Raw genomic sequence first — 18,995 nt, forward strand, 5'->3', positions numbered from 1 at the left:
GCCGAAGTGGCGTGATGTGTCGTCGGTCGGCTGCGGACTCGTTGTGGCCGGTCGCGCAGTTCCCCGCGCCCCTAGGGCCTGTCCGGCGGACCGCAGCCGAATGCGCCGGGTCCGCCCAGTGGCTCACAGCGGCCACTGCATCACCGTGTAGACCATCCCGCAGATCCAGGCGAACCCCGCCACCACGGCCAGCACCAGCGCGGCCGTCACGGCCCGCTCCACGGGGCGGTTGGGGTCGGCCAGCGGCTTGGGAGCGCGATGCGTCGTCATGCGCCCCAGCCTGCCGGTGGGTGCGGCGGGGAACATCCGTGCGGGTACTCAGGCGGGGTACTCAGGTGGTGCGTGAGTACCCCTCGCCGTCCGGCAGCCGGTGGCCCAGGGCCGCTTCGAGGCGGACCCGCACGGCCGGGTCACGGGCCTCGGCGGCGATGCGCTCGGCGAGGGGGCCGATGGCCCAGCCGGCGGAGTGGTCGAAGTACGGCGCTGGACCTGCCGTGTTGTGGGCGACCTTGGCCACCAGTTCCGCCAGGCGGAACACCGACCGCTCCTCCGCGGCGACGGAAGCGGCGCGCAGACGTTCGAAGACCGCACGGCCCCCGCTCCACCGGTCCCGGTCGCTCGCCGTGTCCAGCGCGGCGACGATCTCAGGTCTTCTCGGCTCGCCCGCCACAGCCGCTTCGAGCACGCGGCCCGCCCAGCGCACCGGATCCCGCTGGCGCTCGAACAGGGTTCGGCCCCACGACCGGCTCCGGTCCGTCCGCGCGCGGGCGGCGACCTCCTCATTCGGCGCCGTCGCCTCCCGCAGCGCCCGTCGGCACAGTGTGTCTGCCCTTCGGGTCGTCTCCGGGAGGCGGTATGCGGGGGTGAGGGCGAGGGTGTGGGCGCAGGCGTTGGGGAGGGTGGTGCGGTGGCCCACGGAGACGAAGACCGGCTTGACGTCGGTGCGGGTGCGCAGGACGCGGCCGACCTCCTCCGTGCCGGACAGGAGCGGGGCGGACGATCCGCGCGGGGCGGCGGGGGTGTCGTAGGTGAAGGTGAAGGGGTTCTTGGCGATGCCGATGGTGGGCAGGCCGGTGAGGACGCCGAGGTGGGTGGCGAGGCCGAAACGGCGGGGGTGGGCGAGGCCGTAGCCGTCGCAGACCACCAGGCCGGGTGGGCGGGGCAGGGCGTCCAGGGCGGCCAGCACCGTGGGGATTTCGCGGAAGGCGAGCAGGCCCGGGACGTAGGGGAAGGAGATCCGGCCGACGGCCGTCGACTCGGCGACGACCTCCAGAGTCGCCGCATCCAGCACGACGGCCGCGGCGGCGACGACGTCCCGCTCGTCGTCGTAGGCCACGTCGACCCCCGTGACGTGGCCCGTTCCGGGCGGTGGTCCGGGGTCGTCGAGCACCACCCGCTCCCGCAACTCGTCCTGGACGGCGCGGGCTTCCTCCTCGGTCGCGGGCCAGCCCGCGGGAATCTGTACGGTCGTCATGATGCGGACGAGCGTACGGGTCCCCGCGACGGAGGCGTGACCCCGGCCGTCGCGAGGGACCGCGCGGAGATCGAGGAGGTCGCCGCCGGGGAACTGTTCGTCGACGCCGGGGTGCGCGCGTACCGCGTCACCGAGTTCGTCGCCCCGAAGACCGCGCCGGAGCCGGAGCGGTATCGCGAGACGCCCGGCGGAGCGCTCAGCTCTTGCCGCCCAGCGCGCGCTGCAGCTGGCTCTTGTTCATGTCCGAACGGCCCTGGATGTTGCGGCGCTTGGCCTCCTCGTACAGCTGGTCGTACGTGGGCCCCTGGGAGCCCTTGCCGGACCGCTGGCCGCCGCGCTTGCCGGACGACATGTCCTGGGTCGAGGTGCGGCTGGCGCTCTTGGACTCGCCGGACCGGGCGCGTTCCTTGTTCACCGTGCGTGCGGCGATCTCCTCGGCCCGCCCGGTGCTCTCCCCCCGGTCCTGCGCACTCTTCTTGATGTGCTCGTACTGCCGTTCCCGCTTGGGGCTCGAACCGCGTGGCATGTGCGCTCACTCCTCTCGCAGTCAGCGGCCGAGTACCCACATTCCGGTTCCGCTCTCCAGCCGCGCCACGCGTCCGCGCTCGCCCGCGGCCCAGCAGCCCAGGTCCGGGGTGCAGTCCACGGTGTCGTACGAGCCCGTGTCGACGGTCCGCCAGGTGCGGCCGCCGTCGGTGGTGAGGTCGGTGCCGGTGGGGCCGACGGCGAGGGCGGCCGTGCGGCTGTGCGGGAGCCAGGCGACGCCGGAGCGGTAGGCGTGCACCGGCGTCGCGGCGGGCCGCCAGGTGGCACCGCCGTCGCCGGTGCGGGCCGCCGCGCGCGGGGAGGCCTGGTCGGGCCGGTAGTCGCCGCCGACCGCGAGACCGTGGGCCCGGTCGCGGAAGGCGAGGGCGAAGACGCCCCGGGCCGGGTCTCCCGCCGGGACCGGGGTGTCGGTGGCCGTCCAGGTCAGCCCCCGGTCGGCGGAGTGCAGCACGCGCGCGCGTGCGGCGCCGCCGGTGGCCAGCCACACGTCCTTGGGGCCCGCGGAGACCAGGCACTGCCCACTGGCGGCGAAGCCGGCCTCGCCCTCCAGCGCGGCGGGCATCCCGTCGTCCGGCAGGACCGTCCAGGAACGGCCGCCGTCGGACGTCGACAGGATGCGGAACTTCCCCTCCACCGGGTCGCTCATCGCCAACCCGTGCCGACGGTCGAAGAAGGTCATGCAGTCGTAGAAGGCCCGCGGATCGGTGTTGCGGAACGACTCGGTCCAGGTCGCTCCGCCGTCGTCGGTGCGGTAGACCCGGGAGGCCTCGCCCTCGCCGATGGCCAGGACCACGGCGCGGCGCGCGTCGAAGGCCTCGACGTCCCGGAACTGCAGATCGCCCGCACCGGGTGGCGAGACGTTTCGCCAGGAGTCCCCGCCGTCCGTGGTACGCAGCACGGTGCCCCCGGTCCCGGCCAGCCAGGCGGTGTCCCGGCTGACGGCCGCCAGCCCGCGGAACCGCACCGCCGTCGTCCCGGTGTCCTTCGCCTCCCAGTGCGGAGCCGACCGCTCCGCGTCCCGCGCCTGCGCGGGTACGGCCGTCAGCGCGGCCAGCGCCGCCCCGCACACCATCCCCGCGGCCGCCGTACGAAGCCTGCGTCCCGTCCGTCGCGTGTTCCCCGAGCGCCTCATGGCAGGCGAAGCTAACCGCTCCGCTGGAAGTGCCGCAACGGGGTGTGCCTCGCCCGCGGCGCCGCCGTGGCCGGTCGCTCCCCCACGCTCGGCTTGGCTCGCGCGGGGGGGACCCCATCGCGGCGGACCCCAATCGCGGCGGACCCCCATCGCGGCGGAGCCGCATATCGATACAGCCCCGCGCCCCTTCCGCGCGCCGCCGAACCGTAGCCGACTTCACCCGACCGGCCCCCGTCCAGAACGCCTCCACCGCCCCACCCGGCGAGCACGGACGAACCCGTCACTCCCGTGCATGAAAAGCGGTGACCGAGGTCACTCGCCTCCGGTGTGCACGGATTGGCGGATTCCGTCGTCTCTTCCAGTGCCAGGTCTCGTCCGCCCGGAGATACGTCCAGCCGTCACAAGGGAGCAAGGCGTTGTCCATCGTCATCGAGCAGCCCGTCGAGGCCCGTCTCGTCGCCGCCGCGCCGCGGATGCCGAGCATTCCCGCCACGCTGCACTACGACCGGCGCGACCCGTTCGCGGTCCGCATGACCTTCCCTGCCCCGGCCACCCTGGAGGGCGTGGAGGTCTGCTGGACCTTCAGCCGCGAACTCCTCACGGAGGGTCTCACCGAGTCCGTCGGCCACGGCGACGTCCGCGTCCGCCCCTACGGCTACGACCGCACCGTCCTGGAGTTCCACGCCCCCGAGGGCACGGCCGTCGTCCACGTCCGCACCGGCGAGGTGCGCCGGTTCCTGGACGCGACCGGCGAGCTGGTACCGGTCGGCCTGGAGCACCTGCAGCTCGACCTCGACCATGATCTGGCGCAGCTCATGCGCGATGTCTGAGCGCTCGGGGCGAGCCGGAAGGGATCCGGCTCCCACGTTATTCCGTTGACGCCCCTCCCCCTCCCTCGTACTGTGTAGAACGGTTCTGTTGCCGTCGATCGGAGAAGGACGTTGCTCGTCTGAGGTCTTGAGACACCGCGTCACACCACACGTGTGTGCGTCGCGTGCGACCTCGGCGTTCGAGCCGTCCTCCGGAGCAGGGCCTTTTCTCATGCCCCCGGACTGCCTCCGTCCGCAGGTCGCCGGTGTCTCGATACGCGTTTGCCATTGATCACTGCGAGCAACCGCGGAGGCATGCATGCCCAGTTCCATCACCTGTACGTCCCTCGCCTACGCCTGGCCCGACGGCACCCCCGTCTTCGAGGGCCTCGACGTCGCCTTCGGCTCGGGCCGGACCGGTCTCGTCGGTGTCAACGGGTCCGGCAAATCAACCCTGTTGAAGCTGATCGCGGGTCGGCTCACCCCGGCCGACGGCGCGGTGCGCGTGGCGGGCGAGGTCGGCTATCTCCCGCAGAACGTCACCCTGGACACCACGCTCAGCGTCGACGAGGCCCTCGGCATCGCCGCGCAACGGGCCGCGCTGCACGCCATCGAGGCGGGGGACGTGGCCGAGGAGCACTTCGAGACGGTCGGCGACGACTGGGACGTGGAGGAGCGCGCGCTCGCCACGCTCGGCGAACTCGGGCTCGCCCACATCGGGTTGGACCGCACCATCGGGGAGGTGTCGGGCGGCGAGTCGGTCCTGCTGCGGCTGGCCGCGCTGCTGCTGCGTCGGCCGGACGTCCTGCTGCTCGACGAGCCCACCAACAACCTCGACCTCTACGCCCGCAGGCGGCTGTACGCGGCCGTCTCGTCCTGGCCGGGCGTGCTGGTCGTGGTCAGCCACGACCGCGAACTCCTCGAACTCGTCGACCAGATCGCCGATCTGCACTCCGGGGAGATCACCTGGTACGGCGGCAACTACTCGGTGTACGAGGCAGCGCTCGCCGCCGAGCAGGAGGCGGCCGAGCGCATGCTGCGGGTGGCCGAGGCCGACATGAAGAAGCAGAAGCGCGAACTGGTGGACGCCCACGTCAAGTTGGCCCGCCGCAAGAGGTACGGCCAGAAGATGTGGGACCAGAAGCGCGAGCCGAAGATCGTCATGGGTGCGCGCAAGCGGGCGGCACAGGAGTCCGCGGGCAAGCACCGGATCATGCACGAGGAGAAGCTCGCCGAGGCCAAGGAGCGGCTCGACGAGGCGGTGGAGGCCGTACGGGACGAGGACGAGATCCGCATCGACCTGCCGTACACGGCCGTGCCGCCGGGCCGTACCGTCCTCACCCTCCTGGACCTGGAACTCGCCTACGGGGCACGGGTGGCCGGCGGGCTCGATCTGCGCGGCCCGGAGCGGGTCGCGCTGCTCGGACGGAACGGCTCGGGCAAGACCACGCTGCTGCGCACGATCGCCGGGGAGCTCGCGCCGGTGTCGGGCGAGGCGACGGCGCATGTTCCGCTGCGGTTCCTGCCGCAGCGGCTGGACGTCCTCGACGACGAGCGGACCGTCGCCGAGAACGTGGCCCGGTTCGCGCCGGGTGCCACCAACAACCGGGTCCGGGCCAGGCTCGCCCGCTTCCTGTTCCGGGGCGCCCGCGCCGACCAGAAGGCGGCCACGCTGTCCGGCGGCGAACGCTTCCGGGCGGCACTGGCCGCGCTGATGCTCGCCGAGCCCGCACCGCAGCTGCTGATGCTGGACGAGCCGACGAACAACCTCGACATGGCGAGCGTGCGTCAGCTCACCACGGCCCTGGAGTCGTACGAGGGGGCCCTGATCGTGGCCAGCCACGACCTGCCGTTCCTGGAGTCGCTCGGCATCACCCGCTGGCTCCTGCTCGACGGGGAGCTGAGGGAGGTCACCCCGGACGCGCTCGCACGTCCCGCGTAGGGGCGGGGCAGTTGGGCCTCGGGCCGGGCGGCCCATGACGCGGGCCGCCCGGCCGGGGGCTGCTACCAGACTCCGCTGCGGAGGTACGGGTTGGGGGTGTTGAGGTTGCTGTCGTAGCTGGCCCTGAACACATAGTTCGGATCAGCCCGGGTCAGCCACCCGGACGTGTGCGTGTAGCCGGTGCCGTCCGAGAGGTAGGTGGCGTCGGCGAAGGTCCACCTGTTGCCGCCGTCCGAGCTGATCTCCAGCCAGACCCAGCCACGCGGGTCCCAGCCGGAGCCTTGGATCCGCCCCCAGCCGTACTGGAACCCGTTGTAGTAGCCCGACCGGATCTCGATGGTTATGGTTCCGCGCGTCCTCGGGACGCGGGTCACGCGGTTGGTGGTGGACTCGAACACCTGGTCGGCATTGATCGTTTCCGGTGCCGCGTGCGCGGGAGTGGCGAACGCCCCGACGCCCAACGCGCCCAGCGTTCCCGCCACCGCCGCAGATCCGGCCGACCTCAGCAGCATCCTTCGGTCCATGGAGTGACTCATAGATCCCCTCGTCTCAGGAGTGAAGGTGTGGGTGTGCGGTGCGTGACGTCGGCCGTCCCCGGCCGGGGACGGCCGACGCTCAGGTCCTGCCGCGCGCCGAGGCAACCCCCGTGTGCCTCAACGGTTCTCGGGCAGGTCCGACTCGGCCGGGAGCGCGGACGCCGTGGCCCGCGCCGACGACGAGGCCTTCGCGGTGGGCTTCTTGCCGCAGAACGCGGCTTCGAGGGTGCCGCCGAGCGCGGTGTTGGCCGAGCCCTTGTTGGAGGTGTTGGCCATCGCGGAGAGGCTGCGGCGGCCGTCACGGGTCGCGAAGGCGTAGGTGTAGTAGCCCTGGACGGTGCCGGTGTGGCCGTAGATCTGCGTACCGCAGGACAGGTCGTAGCGGCGCAGGCCGAGGCCGTAGAAGCGGGTGTCGGTGGCGTCGGTCGGCGTGACGGTGGTCATCGCCTCCATCATGGTCGGCGACAGCAGCCTGCCCCGCATCAGCGCGGTCGTGAAGGTGTTCAGGTCCGCCGGGCTGGAGATGACCGCGCCGGCCGACTGGGCCCAGGAGACGGTCTGTTCCGTGGAGTCCACGAGCGGGCGGCCGACCTCGTCGTCGTGCAGGTAGCCGCGGACGTGCAGTCCGGCGATGCGGGCGTCGGGGTGCACGTACGAGGTGCTGCGCAGCCCCAGCGGGCCGATGATGCGGCGCTGGTACGCCTCTGCCACCGGCTTCCCGGAGATCTTCTCGATGAGCATGCCGACGACCACGAAGTTGGTGTTGGAGTACTTGTACGAGACGCCGGGCTCGGTGGTGCGGGGCTCGCTCAGCGAGAGGTCCAGCAGTTCCTGGTAGCTGAAGACACGATGGCGTACGGCCTCGAAGCCGGGCACCGTGTGCTCGAACATCGCGTTGGTGTAGTCAGCGAGACCGCTGCGGTGGGTCAGGAGGTGCCGGACCGTGATCCGGTCATCGGGCAGCAGCCCGGGAAGGTACCGGTTCACCGGCGCGTCGAGCTGCAGTTTCCCTTCCTGCACCAACTGCAGCAGGACCACGCTGGAGAAGGTCTTGCTGACGCTTCCGATCCGGAAGCGGGCGCGGACGTCCATGGCGGCGCCCGACTCCCGGTCGCGTACTCCCAGGGCCCGGGTCTGGACCCTCTTGGAGTCGGTGAACCGGGCCATCGCTCCGGGTGCGCCCTCGGCCATGGCGGCCTTCAGCGCGGCCGCGACGCCCTCCATGTCGGGGGCGGGTGCGGGAGCGGGCTTGGTGGTGCGCGTGGCGTCGGGAGCGGCAGGCGCGGCCTGCGCGGTGGTGGCGGGCACGATGCCGGCGGCGAGCGCGGCGATCAGGGTGGCGCCGGCGGCCAGCCGGCGGTGGTTCGACGTCATGTGAGGTCCGAAGGACATGCAGCGCCCCGTTTCTCTTTCCTGTTCTGCGCGGGGCACAGCGATGTGCGCGGTTGGTCGTCCGCCACCGTCCCCCGTGGTCGGGCACAGTCTCCTGCAAGGCGGCGGCACGGCCCAGCATTTCGAGCGGCTTCAAAATGTGTTCCGGTCGACTTCTTCGCTCGGGCCCGCTCGGTCATTGCTCGGGCCGGGGCGAAACCGCTGCTCGGGCCCGTGCGTCCCAAGGGGTGGTGGTGGCAAGACGGCAGGGGAGTGTTCATGGCCCGGTTCTCCGAGTTGTGTCTGGGGCCGCTGGAATCGGTACCGGTGTCGGTCGTGGCGCAGCCGGGCGTCACGCTGATGTCGCTCGTCGCGGATGCGCTGGGCGGCCGCTCCCAGGGGGTGCACCCGGCGTGGCGCCGCGCGCTGTCCTCGGCGGTGCCCGACGGGGCGGAGACGGTGCTGCGGCCGCTGTTCACCCCGGAGTACTCGATGGTCCCCGACTGCCTCACGCCCACGGCCCCGCTGTGGGAGACCGATCTCTCCGTCCAGCTCGACCGTCTGGCGGAGGTCGCGCCCCATGTGCTGCTGCGGGAGCTGGAGACGGACTTCGGCGGGACGGTCCCCCGGCAGTGGCAGTCGGTGATCGACCGGCCGAAGGCCTTCATCCACGCGTACGCGGCCATTCTCCGCGCCGTGTGGGAGGCGTTCGGACCGGTCTGGGCGAGGGCCGGTTCCCTGCTGGCCCGGGAGACCGAGCGGGTGGGCGTGGCGGTGGTCAGCAACGCCCTGCCGCTCGTGCTGGCCGGACTGGGGCCCAAGATCCGCTTCGCCGGGCAGACGCTGTACGTGCCGGATCCGCACCCGGAGACGTTCGAGCGGGGTGCCCGGCGCGTGGTGCTGGTGCCCATCGTGTCCGGCAACGGTGCCTCGGTCTTCAGTTTCGACCGTTCCGACGCCGTGTGGTTCGGCTATCCCGTGCCGGGCCTGAACACGCTGTGGACCACCGAGAGGGCCGAGGAGGCCGCCACCGAACGGGACCCGCTCAAGCTGGTGGTGGGCACCCTGCGGGCGGGCATCCTGCGCGAGCTGGCCCGCCCGTGCACCATGGGCTCCCTGGCCGCCACGCTCAACTGCACGCCGGCGACCGTGACGTACCACTGCGGCCAGTTGGAGGCCGCCGGTCTCCTCACCCGGGAGCGCCGAGGACAGCACGTAGTGGCCCGGCGCACGGAGACGGGTGCGGCACTGGTCAGCCTGCTGACGCGGTGAGGCCGCGGGTCGGAGCGCCCCGGTCCGCTCCCCCGCGCCACGGCCGCCTCGTGCGTCTCAGGAGGGGCACAGCCTGGTGACGGGGGTTTTGTCCGGGCGGGTCCGGCCTGCATGATGGCGGACCGGCGCTGCATGACGGCGTCCACACCCCTGCCGCCGATTCGGAGATCCCCGTGCCCAGCAAGAAGGCCCTCGTCCGCCGCCCCAGCCCGCGCCTCGCCGAAGGCCTGGTGACGCACATCGAGCGGGAGAAGGTCGATGCCGACCTCGCGCTGGAGCAGTGGGAGGCGTACGTCGAGGCGTTGCGCACGCACGGCTGGGAGACGATCGAGGTGGACCCGGCCGACGACTGCCCGGACTCGGTGTTCGTCGAGGACACGGTCGTCATGTACAAGAACGTCGCCCTGATCACGCGCCCCGGCGCCGAGGCCCGGCGCGCCGAGACGATCGGCGTGGAGGAGGCCGTCGCGGCGCTCGGCTGCTCGGTGAACTGGATCTGGGAGCCCGGCACGCTGGACGGCGGCGATGTGCTGAAGGTCGGCGACACGATCTACGTCGGCCGGGGCGGGCGTACCAACGCGGCCGGTGTCCAGCAGGTCCGCGCCGCGTTCGAGCCGCTCGGCGCGCGCGTCGTCGCCGTTCCGGTGAGCAAGGTGCTGCACCTGAAGTCCGCGGTCACGGCGCTGCCCGACGGTACGGTGATCGGCCACATCCCGAAGGTCGACCGGCCCTCGCTCTTCCCGCGCTTCCTGAGCGTGCCCGAGGAGGCCGGCGGCCATGTGGTGCTCCTCGGCGGCCACAAGCTGCTGATCGCGGCGAGCGCGCCGAAGACCGCCGAACTGCTCGCCGACCTCGGTCACGATCCGGTCGTGGTGGACATCAGCGAGTTCGAGAAGCTGGAGGGATGTGTGACATGCCTCTCGGTGCGCCTGCGGGAGCTGTACGCCTGACCGGGTGATCCCCTCACTCCAACGGCCCCGGGACCTGCGGTTCCGGGGCCGTTCGGCATGCCCCGAAACCTGACACGACGGTACCTGATCAGCAATCTTTACATGATTCTTAACCTACGGCTTCGTAACCTACGGATTCGTAGCCTACGATCCCGTAGGTTCGCCTTGCGCAAACCGGTCCCCTCCGCTCGTGTTACGTCCCCCCTGGAGTTCCCGTGACGATCACTTCTCCGCACCTCGGCAGCCCGTCCGCCGCCTGGACCGACGCCCGGCTGCTCTACGCCCTGGAGGAAGTGGTCGAGAAGGAACTCAACCGGCACCTGAAGATCGCCAAGGACTGGATGCCGCACGAGTACGTGCCGTGGAGCGACGGCCGCAACTTCCCCGGCCAGTTCGAGGACGGCGAGGCCTGGGAGAAGGAGCAGTCCAAGGTCACCGAGATCGGCCGGATCGCCCTCGTGGTGAACCTCCTCACCGAGGACAACCTGCCCAGCTACCACCACGAGATCGCCTCCCTCTTCGGCCGCGACGGTGCCTGGGGCACCTGGGTGCACCGCTGGACCGCCGAGGAGGGCCGGCACGGCATCGTGATGCGCGACTACCTGCTCACCTCGCGCGCGGTGGATCCGGACAAGCTGGAAGCCTTCCGCATGTCCCACATGAGCGAGGGCTTCGAGTCGGACAACCGCCACTCGATGCTGCACTCGGTCGCCTACGTGGCCTTCCAGGAGCTCGCGACCCGTATCTCGCACCGCAACACCGGCCACCAGAGCGGCGACCCGGTCTGCGACCGCATGCTGTCGCGGATCGCGACCGACGAGAACCTGCACATGGTCTTCTACCGGAACCTGCTGAAGGCCGCCTTCGAGCTGGCGCCCGACCTGACCATGCAGGCGGTGCGCGACGTGGTGGTGAACTTCCGCATGCCCGGCCACGGCATCCCCGGCTTCGAGCGTGCCGCCGCCCAGATGGCGATCGGCGAGGTCTACAACCTGCGGATCCACCACGACGACGTGCTCCAGCCCGTGCTGCGCTTCCTGAAGGTCATGGAGATCGACGGGCTCGGCCCCGAGGGGCGGCAGGCACAGGAGGAACTCGGGCTGTTCATGGGCGGGCTGGACGCCGAGGCGCTGAAGTTCGACGAGAAGCTGGCGGCGCGCAAGGCACGGATGGCCTCGCGGGCCGCGGGCTGACGGTTCCCTGCGGTTCCTTGGGCGGGGGCTGACCGTTCCCTGCGCTTTCCCCCCCGGCGAGGCTGACCGTCCCCGGGCGGGGGCTGACCGTCCCCGGGCGAGGGCCGAGCGTTCCCCGCCCTTCCCCGGGCGGGGCTGGCGGCTCCCGGTATTCCCTTGGGCGGGATCGCGGGCCTGCGGCATCATGCGGGCCATGCGTGACCACAGCAGATCGGAACAGGCGGTCGGATTCCTGCTCGGGCTGGTCGGCGAGGAAGCCGCCGCCCGGGTCCGGGCCCGGACCGGCCTGCCCGGCCCCGAGAGCCGTGCGGCGGCCGAGCGGCGGCTCACGCGCGCGTGGGCATGGGCACGGCGACTGCCCTCCTCGGTGGTGCTGTGGATCCTGGAAAACGACGATCCGAAGCTCAACGCCCTGGTGTGGCACCACGCCGACATCGACGCCGGTCTGCGGCGCGCGCTCGCGCGCGGAGTGCCGTTCGGCCCCGGCCGCACCGGGTCCCTCCTCACGGCCCGTTTCCGCCCGGGCGAGGAGCCCGAGGTGCCCGAGAGCTACGTCCGCCACGGCCTCGTCGGCGCCCTGCGCGCGGTCACCTCGATGAACGAGGGCCGCGCTGCCGCGTCGATGGTCGTCACCCGCGCCGACTGGCACACGGTCGCCGAGGCGGACGGCGAACGGCCGCTGCCGGGCTACGCGCGCTGGGCGCTGTCCGTCCGCCCGGACTGCCCGCCCTCCGTACGCGCCGGCTTCGGCTCGCACGCCAAGTTCACCCACCGGCTGCGCACGGCGGGCGTGCTCGAAAGCCCGGCCCGGTACGCGACGTCCTACGCCCCCGCCGTCGAGGTCCTGGAGGTGCTGGCGATGGGGCACCTCCTGTTCCCGGCCCGCCTGCCCGAGGCCGAGGACGCGCTGCGCCCCCTCGTCCACGACCACTTGGGCGACCGCGAGGAGGCCTGGACGGCACTGGCACAGCAGATGGAGACATTCCCCGGCACCGCACCCGAGTTGCTGATCACAGCGGGTGCCGCCGCCTGACCGGCCATGAAGCGGCGCGGCGGCCGGATGCGAACCGGCCTCCGGCCGAGCTCAGCCCGACGGCAGCTCACCCCGTGCAAGCAGGGCCTGAGCACGAGCCGGGCCACAGCGCAACGACCCGCACACCGATCCCCAGGAACGACGGCTCACCCCGTGCAAGCAGGGCCTGTGGCACGGGCCGGGCCGTAGCGCAGCGGCCGGTGCGGCGGGCTCCGGAGCCGGAATGCGGCGAAGTGCCGCTACTCGGGAGCCGTTCGGCCGGTGCGGGGCCGCTGGACCGGCAGGGCGCGGCCCGCGTACGACACACCGGCGTGCTCCTGCCCGTCGCTCACCACTCCGCTTCCCGGTAGTCCTTCAGGAACACTCCGGAGACGGGGTCTCCGGCCTCGCCGCGCACGATCGGGTCGTACACCCGCGCCGCCCCGTCCACGATGTCCAGCGGTGTGCGGAATCCGGCCCCGGCCATGCGGGCCTTCTTCGGGGCCGGGTTCTCGTCGGTGATCCAGCCGGTGTCGACGGCGCACATGTGGACGCCCTGGTCGGCGAGTTCGGCGGCGCTGGTGCGGGTGAGCATGTTGAGGGCGGCCTTGGCCATGTTGGTGTGCGGGTGGCCGGCCATCTTGTTGCGGACGGCGAACCGCCCTTCGACCGCGGTCACGTTGACCACGTACCGGCGCGAGTGCGGCGAGGCGAGCAGCAGCGGCAGCAGCCGGTCGCACAGCAGCGTCGGCGCGAGGGCGTTGACGAGCTGGGTTTCCAGGACCTCGGCCGGGTCGAGCCCGCCGATCCGCGCCGACCAGGAGTTGTCCGGGGACGGGTCGGGCAGCAGTCCGGCCTCGTCGGCCTCGCGCAGCGCGGCGGGCAGGGCAGCGGCCCCGCTCTCCAGCATCCGCATCGGCGTGAACCCTGGTGCCTCCCGGGCCCCGGAGGGCAGCGCGTCGTACTCGCCGGCGGCGAGCAGGGCATAGGACTCGGGCGGCCGCCGTACGGTCTGGGCGGCGTTGTTGACGAGGATGTCCAACGGGTCGCCCTCGGCCCGCAGTTCCTCGCACAGGCCGAGCACCTGGCGCGGGTCGCGCAGGTCGACGGCGAGGACGGTCAGCCGGTCGAGCCACTGGGCGCTGCCCGGCTCGGCCCGGAAGCGGCGCACGGTGTCGTGCGGGAAGCGGCTGGTGACGAGCAGTTCGGCGCCGTCGCGGAGCATCATCAGCGCCAGTTGGAAGCCGATCTTCACCCGGCCGCCGGTGAGCAGTGCCCGGCGCCCGCTCAGGTCGGTGCTCAGGGCTCGGCGGGCGGTGTTGTCGGCGGCGCAGCGCGGGCACAGCCGGTGGTAGAAGGCGTCGACCTGTCGATACGGGGACTTGCAGACATAGCAACTGCGGGGCTTGCGGAAGGCGCCGCCGCTGCCGGGGACGGCCAGCGGAGCGTCCTCGCGGCGGTCATGGGCGCCGGTCGCCGTCGCGGCCATGGTGGCGGCGTCGGCCGCCGAGGCCTCGGCGCCGCGCGCCTTGCGCCGCCGCAGCCGCCCGTCCCGGGCGAAGGAGGCGGCGACCTGTTCGGCCCGCAGCCGGACCGGGTCGTCGACGGGCAGGTCCCGCAGCCTGCCGACCGTGCGGTGGAAGGCGGCCAGCTCCTCCGCGTCGATGCCGTCGCCCATCCGTCCCCACCCGTTCGTACCGTGCCGTGGGCCGGGCCGGAATCGAACCGGCTTCTCCTCCATGCCGTAGAGGTGCACCTGCCATTGTGCTACCGGCCCCGCACGGCCCGGACGACCGGATTCGAACCGGCGTATCCGCCCTGAGAAGGCGGCGAGTCTGCCTCTGCTCCACATCCGGGACCGCCCCCGAATCCTAACCGCACCGCACCCGGCCGGTCGCACGGATTTACGACCGGCCCCGTCGGTGCAACGGTGCCCGAAGGGGGTGACACACCATGGCCCAGACCCATGAGTGGATGTTCTACGAGGTCATGTGGCGCGGCTGGGCAGGGCGGGACCGGGTCCCGTATCCCGTGCCCTGGTGGGCGCAGCAGGCCTTCCGGCGCTGGAGCGACGACTTCGACTCCGGCACCTACGAATCGAAGGAGGCGGCCCTCGCCTCCAACGCCCTGTACCGCTACTGGCACATGGTCGGGGTGAAGGACCACCGCCAGGAGTCCCTGATCGGGCAGGCGGGCGAGATCGAGCCGGTCTACGACAAGTACTGCCTCTGCTTCTTCCTGTACGACCCGGCGACGGGCGGCCTGCGGCTGCCCCAGCTCCCGGACGACGGGCAGGTGGAGCAGCGGATGGAGGCACCGCATCTGCCGGTCGTGCTGACGACGTTCCGCACGCCGGAGGAGGTCGAGTTCGTCCAGCGTACGTTCGCCGCCCCGATCGGCCCCAGGCAGCGGGACCTGGCGGTCACCCGGGTGACCGTGGGCAGCCCCACGGGCCGGCCGCGCGAGGGCCTGCTGTGCGCGGCGGTCCTGCCGGCCGGACCGAGCGGCTTCCAGCGGCACGACCGCAACGGGCGCCGGATCACCGACCGGCGGCTGACGTTCCTGCGCTATCTGCCGGACGAGCAGCGGGTGGAGACCAACTCGGGCTGGGGTCCGGTCTTCGACAGCGCCCCGGAGCAGTTCGGTGTCTACGGCAACCCGGACTTCTCCTTCGACCCGGACGCCTACCTCACCCGCAGCCCGTTCCACGACCTCGTCGTGGGCGGCAAGCTCAACAGGGCACCGGAGGCGCAGGACCAGGTGGCGGGCCTGTGCAGCGCGGTGTTCGGGTGGCCGTTCCGGGTGGCGGAGGACGAGGTCTTCGAGATCGGCGTACGCCTCCCGGTGGACCTCTTCAGCGGCAGCGACGACCTCACCGAACTGCGCGGCCCGTCGACGGCCGAACTGGAGTCGGCGAACCGGGACTTCTGGACGGCGAAGCTCCTCGAACAGGGCGTGCAGCCCGGACTGCCGCGCCCCGTCGGCCACTTGACGGACCTGTTCCGGCAGGCCCGCTCGCAGTTGCTGATCCTCTCCGACCACGGCGAGATCCATCCCGGTCCGACCGTGTACGACTCCTTCTGGATCCGTGACTCCTCCGTCGAGGCGACGGCGTGCTCACTGGTCGGCGACGCGGCCCTGGCGGAACGGCAGTTGGGCACCCACTACCCGCTGAGGTTCAACCACGGCACGGGCCGTATCGGGCCGTGCGCCGAGTACGGCTTCTACGGCGGCCCTCACGAGAAGGACGACCACGAGTGGGACAGCAACGGCCAGGCGCTGTGGGCGATCGGCCGCTACGACCGCACCGGCGGCCCGCACTCGGCGTTCGGCGCCAGGCTGTACGTCCCGTACGTGCGCGACGCCGCCCGCTGGCTGCGCGACAACCGGGACCGGTACGGCCTGCTGCACAGCGGCTGGAGCGCCGAGCACCTCGGCGAGCGCGACAAGCCGCACTACTGGGACGACCTGTGGGCGCTGGCCGGGCTGTACGAGGCGGCGCGGCTGGCCGAACGGATCGGGGCGCCCGAGGTCCCCGAACTCTGGGGAATCTTCGACGACGTGAAGCGGGCCACCGGTGACTCGGTCCGCTGGGTGCTGGCGGAGCAGCGCAGGCGCGGCGCCTGGGAGACGTACATTCCGACCGGGCCCGCGGACGTGGGGCGGCTGGACTCGACGATGATCGGCACGGCCGCCTACTTCCATCCGCTGCGTCTGCACATGGGCAGCAAGCTGGGCGACGACATCGACACCGCGGCCCGCTTCACACTCGACACGATGTACGCGCACTTCGTGACCGGCGGCTTCCGGCACGACGCGGCCTGGAGCGCCTACGGTCCGTATTTGACCCTGCAGTTGGCGCACGCGTATCTGCTCGCCGGGAACCCCGAGCGCATGGACGCGCTGCTCGGCTGGACCGTCGCCGCGGGCTTCCCGGCCGTCGCCGGGCGGAAGGCGGCGCTCGGCGCCTGGAACGAGCAGCACGCGTACCCGGTGGCCTCCGACTTCCGTGAGGCGCCGTACGGGCGCTGGTACATGGGCGACATCCCGCACGGCTGGGCGGCGGCCGAGTATCTGCTGCTGATCCGCGACATCCTCTTCTTCGAGGCCGACGAGGACCGCGACCCGCACCTGTACATCGCACCGGGCGTACGGCCGCACTGGGTGCCCGATGCCGAACCGGTGACCGTGGCGGCGGCACCGACCCTGTTCGGGGCGCCGTTCGGCTACCGGCTCGCGCACGACCGGGCGGGGCGGACGGTGGAGGTGGAGGTCACGCAGGCGCCGGAAGGGGTGCGATTCGTGTATCCGTGTGCCTTCGGCGAGGTGCGGTCGGCGTCCGCGGACGGTGGTGAACTCGCGGTCGCGGGCCGGGACGTACAGGTGCCGGCCGGGACGCGGCGGTTCAGCGTGACGTACGCCTGAGTCAGCGTGACGTACGCCTGAGCGCGAGACGCTCCTTCTCCGACAGGCCGCCCCAGACGCCGAACCGTTCGTCGTTGTCGAGCGCGTACTCCAGGCAGGCGGAGCGGATCGGGCACAGGCCGCAGATCCGCTTCGCCTCCCGTACGGAGCTGCCCGGCTCGGGGAAGAAGAAGTCCGCCCCCGTCTGCGCGCACAGCGCCTCCGCCTGCCAGTCCAGGTCGGGCCTGGTGAGTGTGTCGGTGTGCATGCCCTGAAGCGTGCTCGGCAGCGAAAAACGTTCGATCAACGCCGCATCAACGCCCGGCGGCGGGGCCTCGGGCGGCGACCGCACGATGATGACCCCGGCGTACGCCCGCATGCACGGCGGCGCGCGGCAGGCATGTGCGCGCGGTGTGTCGGGCCCCCGCGGCCGTCGTGGCCGTCAGCCCTCCCGCGGCGCGCTCCTGATCACGCGAAGCGTGCCCCGTAGAGGTCGGTCGGCTTGGCCGTCCGGCCGACGCCCGGCACGTCCGCCGCGGGCACCCGGGCGCTCCCGCCGTGCTCCTCCGAGCGGTTCCGTCTCCTGCTCTGCCGATCCTCGTACCGCCCACCGGCCGCCGCCGTCGGAGCACGCCCGGACGGCCGGGAACCGGAGGCCTGCACGCCCCTCGGCCGGTCATCTCGCCGGAACACCGGTGGATCACCACGGGACATCGCCGCCGATCACCACTGGATATCGCTGTGGATCACCACTGGACATCTGAGCAGATCACCGGTGGAATCCTCCTGTCCGGGAGGACGGCCCGCCACGATCTGCGGCGGCCATCGGGGGCGGGAGAGTGGGACACGTGGACCGGAGCGAGGATCGGATCCTGGCCGAAGAGCTTGCCGCCCTGGGCGCGCTGACCGGGGGCAGCGGTCGCCTGGTCGGCATGGTGGCCAAGCTGATGAGCAAGAACGTCCGTGAGATCGACCTGCTCGTTCCGCTGCCGTTCGAGGAGGCGGTGGAACGCGTTGCCCATGTGCTCGGGGAGGCGGGCCAGGCGGTCGACTGCGTGCCGGTCGGCCCCGCCACGGAGGAGCGGACGATCCGCGTCGTGGCGAGCGGTGGCGTCGGCGGCCTGAATCCCGTGGTGGTGACCGCGCGGGTGCTGAGGGCCGAGCAGAACAGCACGGAGGTCTGGCTGCGCGCCGCCGCCAAGGAGGGTCTGATCAGACAGCGGGCCGGAGACAAGACCGCCGTCCGCGTCGCCGAGATGCTGAGCAGGGCGACCGGAGCGGCCGAGGCGGGCGGGGTCCGGTAGGCCGGCCTCAGTGGCGGTGTTCCGTGGCTGCCTCGCCGGACTCGCGCCGGGTGTGCGGTCCGTGCGGTTCGTAGCCCGGAATCGTCCCGTCCGTCTTCTTCACCAGGAACAGCCCCACCATCCCCATGTCGGAGTGGCTCTGCACATGGCAGTGGTACATCCACGCGCCCGCTCCGACGCCCTCGCCCGCGATCACCTGGAAGCCGAAGGAGTCCGCAGGGCCGACGATCTTGTTGTCGATGACCTGGGAAGGGTCGTCGGGGCCGGTGAGCATGCCGGTGCGGTTGTCCGCCCAGCGGTGACCGTGCATGTGGAAGGTGTGGTAGAACTCGCCGTGCGTGATCACCACGAACTCGACGCGATCACCCACCGTGGCCTCGAAGTCGGGCCCGGAGTGCGCGGGTTTGTTGTTGATGAGCATGTCGTTGAAGACGATCGTGTGGGTCGCGTCCGGGAGGACGTCTCCCTTGCGCCGGACGATCACCGGACCGTACAGGCCCTTGCGGAGGCCGCCGGTGCCGTGTTCCGTGCCGACGACGTGGTCGTGGTAGTGCCAGTAGCCCGCGCTGCCCGCCCGCCAGGTGCCGTCCTTGCGGCGGCCGGGGACATGGGTGCGCCAGGTGTAGGTGCGGGTGCCGCCGGGCTCGACGTCGCTTCTGCTCAACTTCGTGCCGTCGCTGGAGATTTCGTAGTCGAGGCCGTGCACGTGCAGGCTGACCGGGACGTCCATGGTGTTCTCGAACTCGATGTGCAGCGTGTCGCCCTCGTTGAGTTCGATGAGCGGTCCGGGGATCGTCGCCTTCCCCTTCTCGAAGCCGTAGCCCATCTGCCCTCCGGCGAGCTTCTCGGCGTAGAGCTTGAGGTGTCTCACCTCGCCCCCGGCCGGGGCCGCCTTCGCCGGTGCGCCGGCGCTCGCGGCCTCCGGCACGACGGACAACGATGTCGCGACGGCCGCGCCGCCCAGCAGCACCCGACGGTTGAACCCGCGTCTGTCCATGCGGAACTCCCCACCCTGATACGGAACTTGCGGAGACGCACCTGTGACGAACC

Annotated in this window: 16 protein-coding genes, 2 tRNA genes and 1 pseudogene; 8 read left to right on the plus strand and 11 right to left on the minus strand. The window is 71.9% G+C overall.

Annotation, left to right across the window (positions count from 1 at the left end; genetic code table 11):
• Positions 1-123: 123 nt before the first annotated feature.
• From mmpA to ICC28_RS21575, 4 genes and pseudogenes are all read right to left on the minus strand, one after another.
• Positions 124-270, minus strand: coding sequence for a morphogenic membrane protein MmpA (mmpA, locus tag ICC28_RS21560; protein WP_188290298.1), 147 nt, complete (start codon positions 268-270; stop codon positions 124-126).
• A 520-nt stretch (positions 271-790) separates the two neighbouring features.
• Positions 791-1,474: pseudogene (locus ICC28_RS21565) on the minus strand (endonuclease V); the annotation flags it as partial.
• A 196-nt stretch (positions 1,475-1,670) separates the two neighbouring features.
• Entirely contained in the window at positions 1,671-2,000 is a 330-nt protein-coding gene (locus ICC28_RS21570) for a plasmid stabilization protein (protein ID WP_188290299.1), read from the minus strand.
• A 21-nt stretch (positions 2,001-2,021) separates the two neighbouring features.
• Complete coding sequence (locus ICC28_RS21575; protein ID WP_188290406.1) at positions 2,022-3,092, minus strand: WD40/YVTN/BNR-like repeat-containing protein; 1,071 nt, start codon at positions 3,090-3,092, stop codon at positions 2,022-2,024.
• Positions 3,093-3,568: 476 nt separating this feature from the next.
• On the opposite strand from ICC28_RS21575, the gene ICC28_RS21580 reads away from it, so the two are divergent.
• Positions 3,569-3,982 carry an SsgA family sporulation/cell division regulator gene (locus ICC28_RS21580; RefSeq protein ID WP_188290300.1) on the plus strand — a complete coding sequence of 138 codons (414 nt, stop codon included), beginning with the start codon at positions 3,569-3,571 and terminating at the stop codon, positions 3,980-3,982.
• 298 nt (positions 3,983-4,280) lie between these two features.
• A complete protein-coding gene (locus ICC28_RS21585) occupies positions 4,281-5,903 on the plus strand; it encodes an ABC-F family ATP-binding cassette domain-containing protein (protein WP_188290301.1) in 1,623 nt (540 codons plus the stop codon).
• 62 nt (positions 5,904-5,965) lie between these two features.
• Here ICC28_RS21585 and ICC28_RS21590 read toward each other — a convergent pair whose 3' ends face one another.
• Together ICC28_RS21590 and ICC28_RS21595 are read right to left on the minus strand one after the other, a co-directional pair.
• Positions 5,966-6,427, minus strand: coding sequence for a hypothetical protein (locus ICC28_RS21590; protein ID WP_188290302.1), 462 nt, complete (start codon positions 6,425-6,427; stop codon positions 5,966-5,968).
• Positions 6,428-6,556: 129 nt separating this feature from the next.
• On the minus strand, positions 6,557-7,813 hold the full coding sequence (locus ICC28_RS21595; protein WP_223189221.1) for a serine hydrolase domain-containing protein: 1,257 nt from the start codon (positions 7,811-7,813) through the stop codon (positions 6,557-6,559).
• A 276-nt stretch (positions 7,814-8,089) separates the two neighbouring features.
• On the opposite strand from ICC28_RS21595, the gene ICC28_RS21600 reads away from it, so the two are divergent.
• From ICC28_RS21600 to ICC28_RS21615, 4 genes are all read left to right on the plus strand, one after another.
• Entirely contained in the window at positions 8,090-9,082 is a 993-nt protein-coding gene (locus tag ICC28_RS21600; RefSeq protein ID WP_188290304.1) for an ArsR/SmtB family transcription factor, read from the plus strand.
• A 173-nt stretch (positions 9,083-9,255) separates the two neighbouring features.
• Entirely contained in the window at positions 9,256-10,032 is a 777-nt protein-coding gene (gene ddaH / locus ICC28_RS21605) for a dimethylargininase (RefSeq protein WP_188290305.1), read from the plus strand.
• Positions 10,033-10,247: 215 nt separating this feature from the next.
• Complete coding sequence (locus ICC28_RS21610; RefSeq protein WP_188290306.1) at positions 10,248-11,225, plus strand: acyl-ACP desaturase; 978 nt, start codon at positions 10,248-10,250, stop codon at positions 11,223-11,225.
• 193 nt (positions 11,226-11,418) lie between these two features.
• Positions 11,419-12,258: a hypothetical protein gene (locus ICC28_RS21615; protein ID WP_188290307.1), complete on the plus strand. Its 840-nt coding sequence runs from the start codon at positions 11,419-11,421 to the stop codon at positions 12,256-12,258.
• A 328-nt stretch (positions 12,259-12,586) separates the two neighbouring features.
• On the opposite strand, the gene ICC28_RS21620 is transcribed toward ICC28_RS21615, so the two are convergent.
• From ICC28_RS21620 to ICC28_RS21630, 3 genes are all read right to left on the minus strand, one after another.
• On the minus strand, positions 12,587-13,915 hold the full coding sequence (locus ICC28_RS21620; RefSeq protein WP_188290308.1) for an SDR family NAD(P)-dependent oxidoreductase: 1,329 nt from the start codon (positions 13,913-13,915) through the stop codon (positions 12,587-12,589).
• Positions 13,916-13,942: 27 nt separating this feature from the next.
• Positions 13,943-14,014, minus strand: a tRNA-Ala gene (locus ICC28_RS21625).
• A gap of 7 nt (positions 14,015-14,021) precedes the next feature.
• Positions 14,022-14,093 (minus strand) — tRNA-Glu (locus tag ICC28_RS21630).
• Between the two features lie 97 nt (positions 14,094-14,190).
• Here ICC28_RS21630 and ICC28_RS21635 point away from each other — a divergent pair.
• Positions 14,191-16,662, plus strand: coding sequence for a hypothetical protein (locus ICC28_RS21635; protein ID WP_188290309.1), 2,472 nt, complete (start codon positions 14,191-14,193; stop codon positions 16,660-16,662).
• A gap of 1 nt (position 16,663) precedes the next feature.
• On the opposite strand, the gene ICC28_RS21640 is transcribed toward ICC28_RS21635, so the two are convergent.
• Positions 16,664-16,909: a WhiB family transcriptional regulator gene (locus tag ICC28_RS21640; RefSeq protein ID WP_188290310.1), complete on the minus strand. Its 246-nt coding sequence runs from the start codon at positions 16,907-16,909 to the stop codon at positions 16,664-16,666.
• 580 nt (positions 16,910-17,489) lie between these two features.
• On the opposite strand from ICC28_RS21640, the gene ICC28_RS21645 reads away from it, so the two are divergent.
• Positions 17,490-17,945, plus strand: coding sequence for a hypothetical protein (locus ICC28_RS21645; protein ID WP_188290311.1), 456 nt, complete (start codon positions 17,490-17,492; stop codon positions 17,943-17,945).
• Positions 17,946-17,952: 7 nt separating this feature from the next.
• On the opposite strand, the gene ICC28_RS21650 is transcribed toward ICC28_RS21645, so the two are convergent.
• Positions 17,953-18,942: a multicopper oxidase domain-containing protein gene (locus ICC28_RS21650; RefSeq protein ID WP_188290312.1), complete on the minus strand. Its 990-nt coding sequence runs from the start codon at positions 18,940-18,942 to the stop codon at positions 17,953-17,955.
• Positions 18,943-18,995: the final 53 nt, after the last annotated feature.

Source organism: Streptomyces sp. TRM68416 (genome assembly GCF_014596915.1).
Classification (GTDB): domain Bacteria; phylum Actinomycetota; class Actinomycetes; order Streptomycetales; family Streptomycetaceae; genus Streptomyces.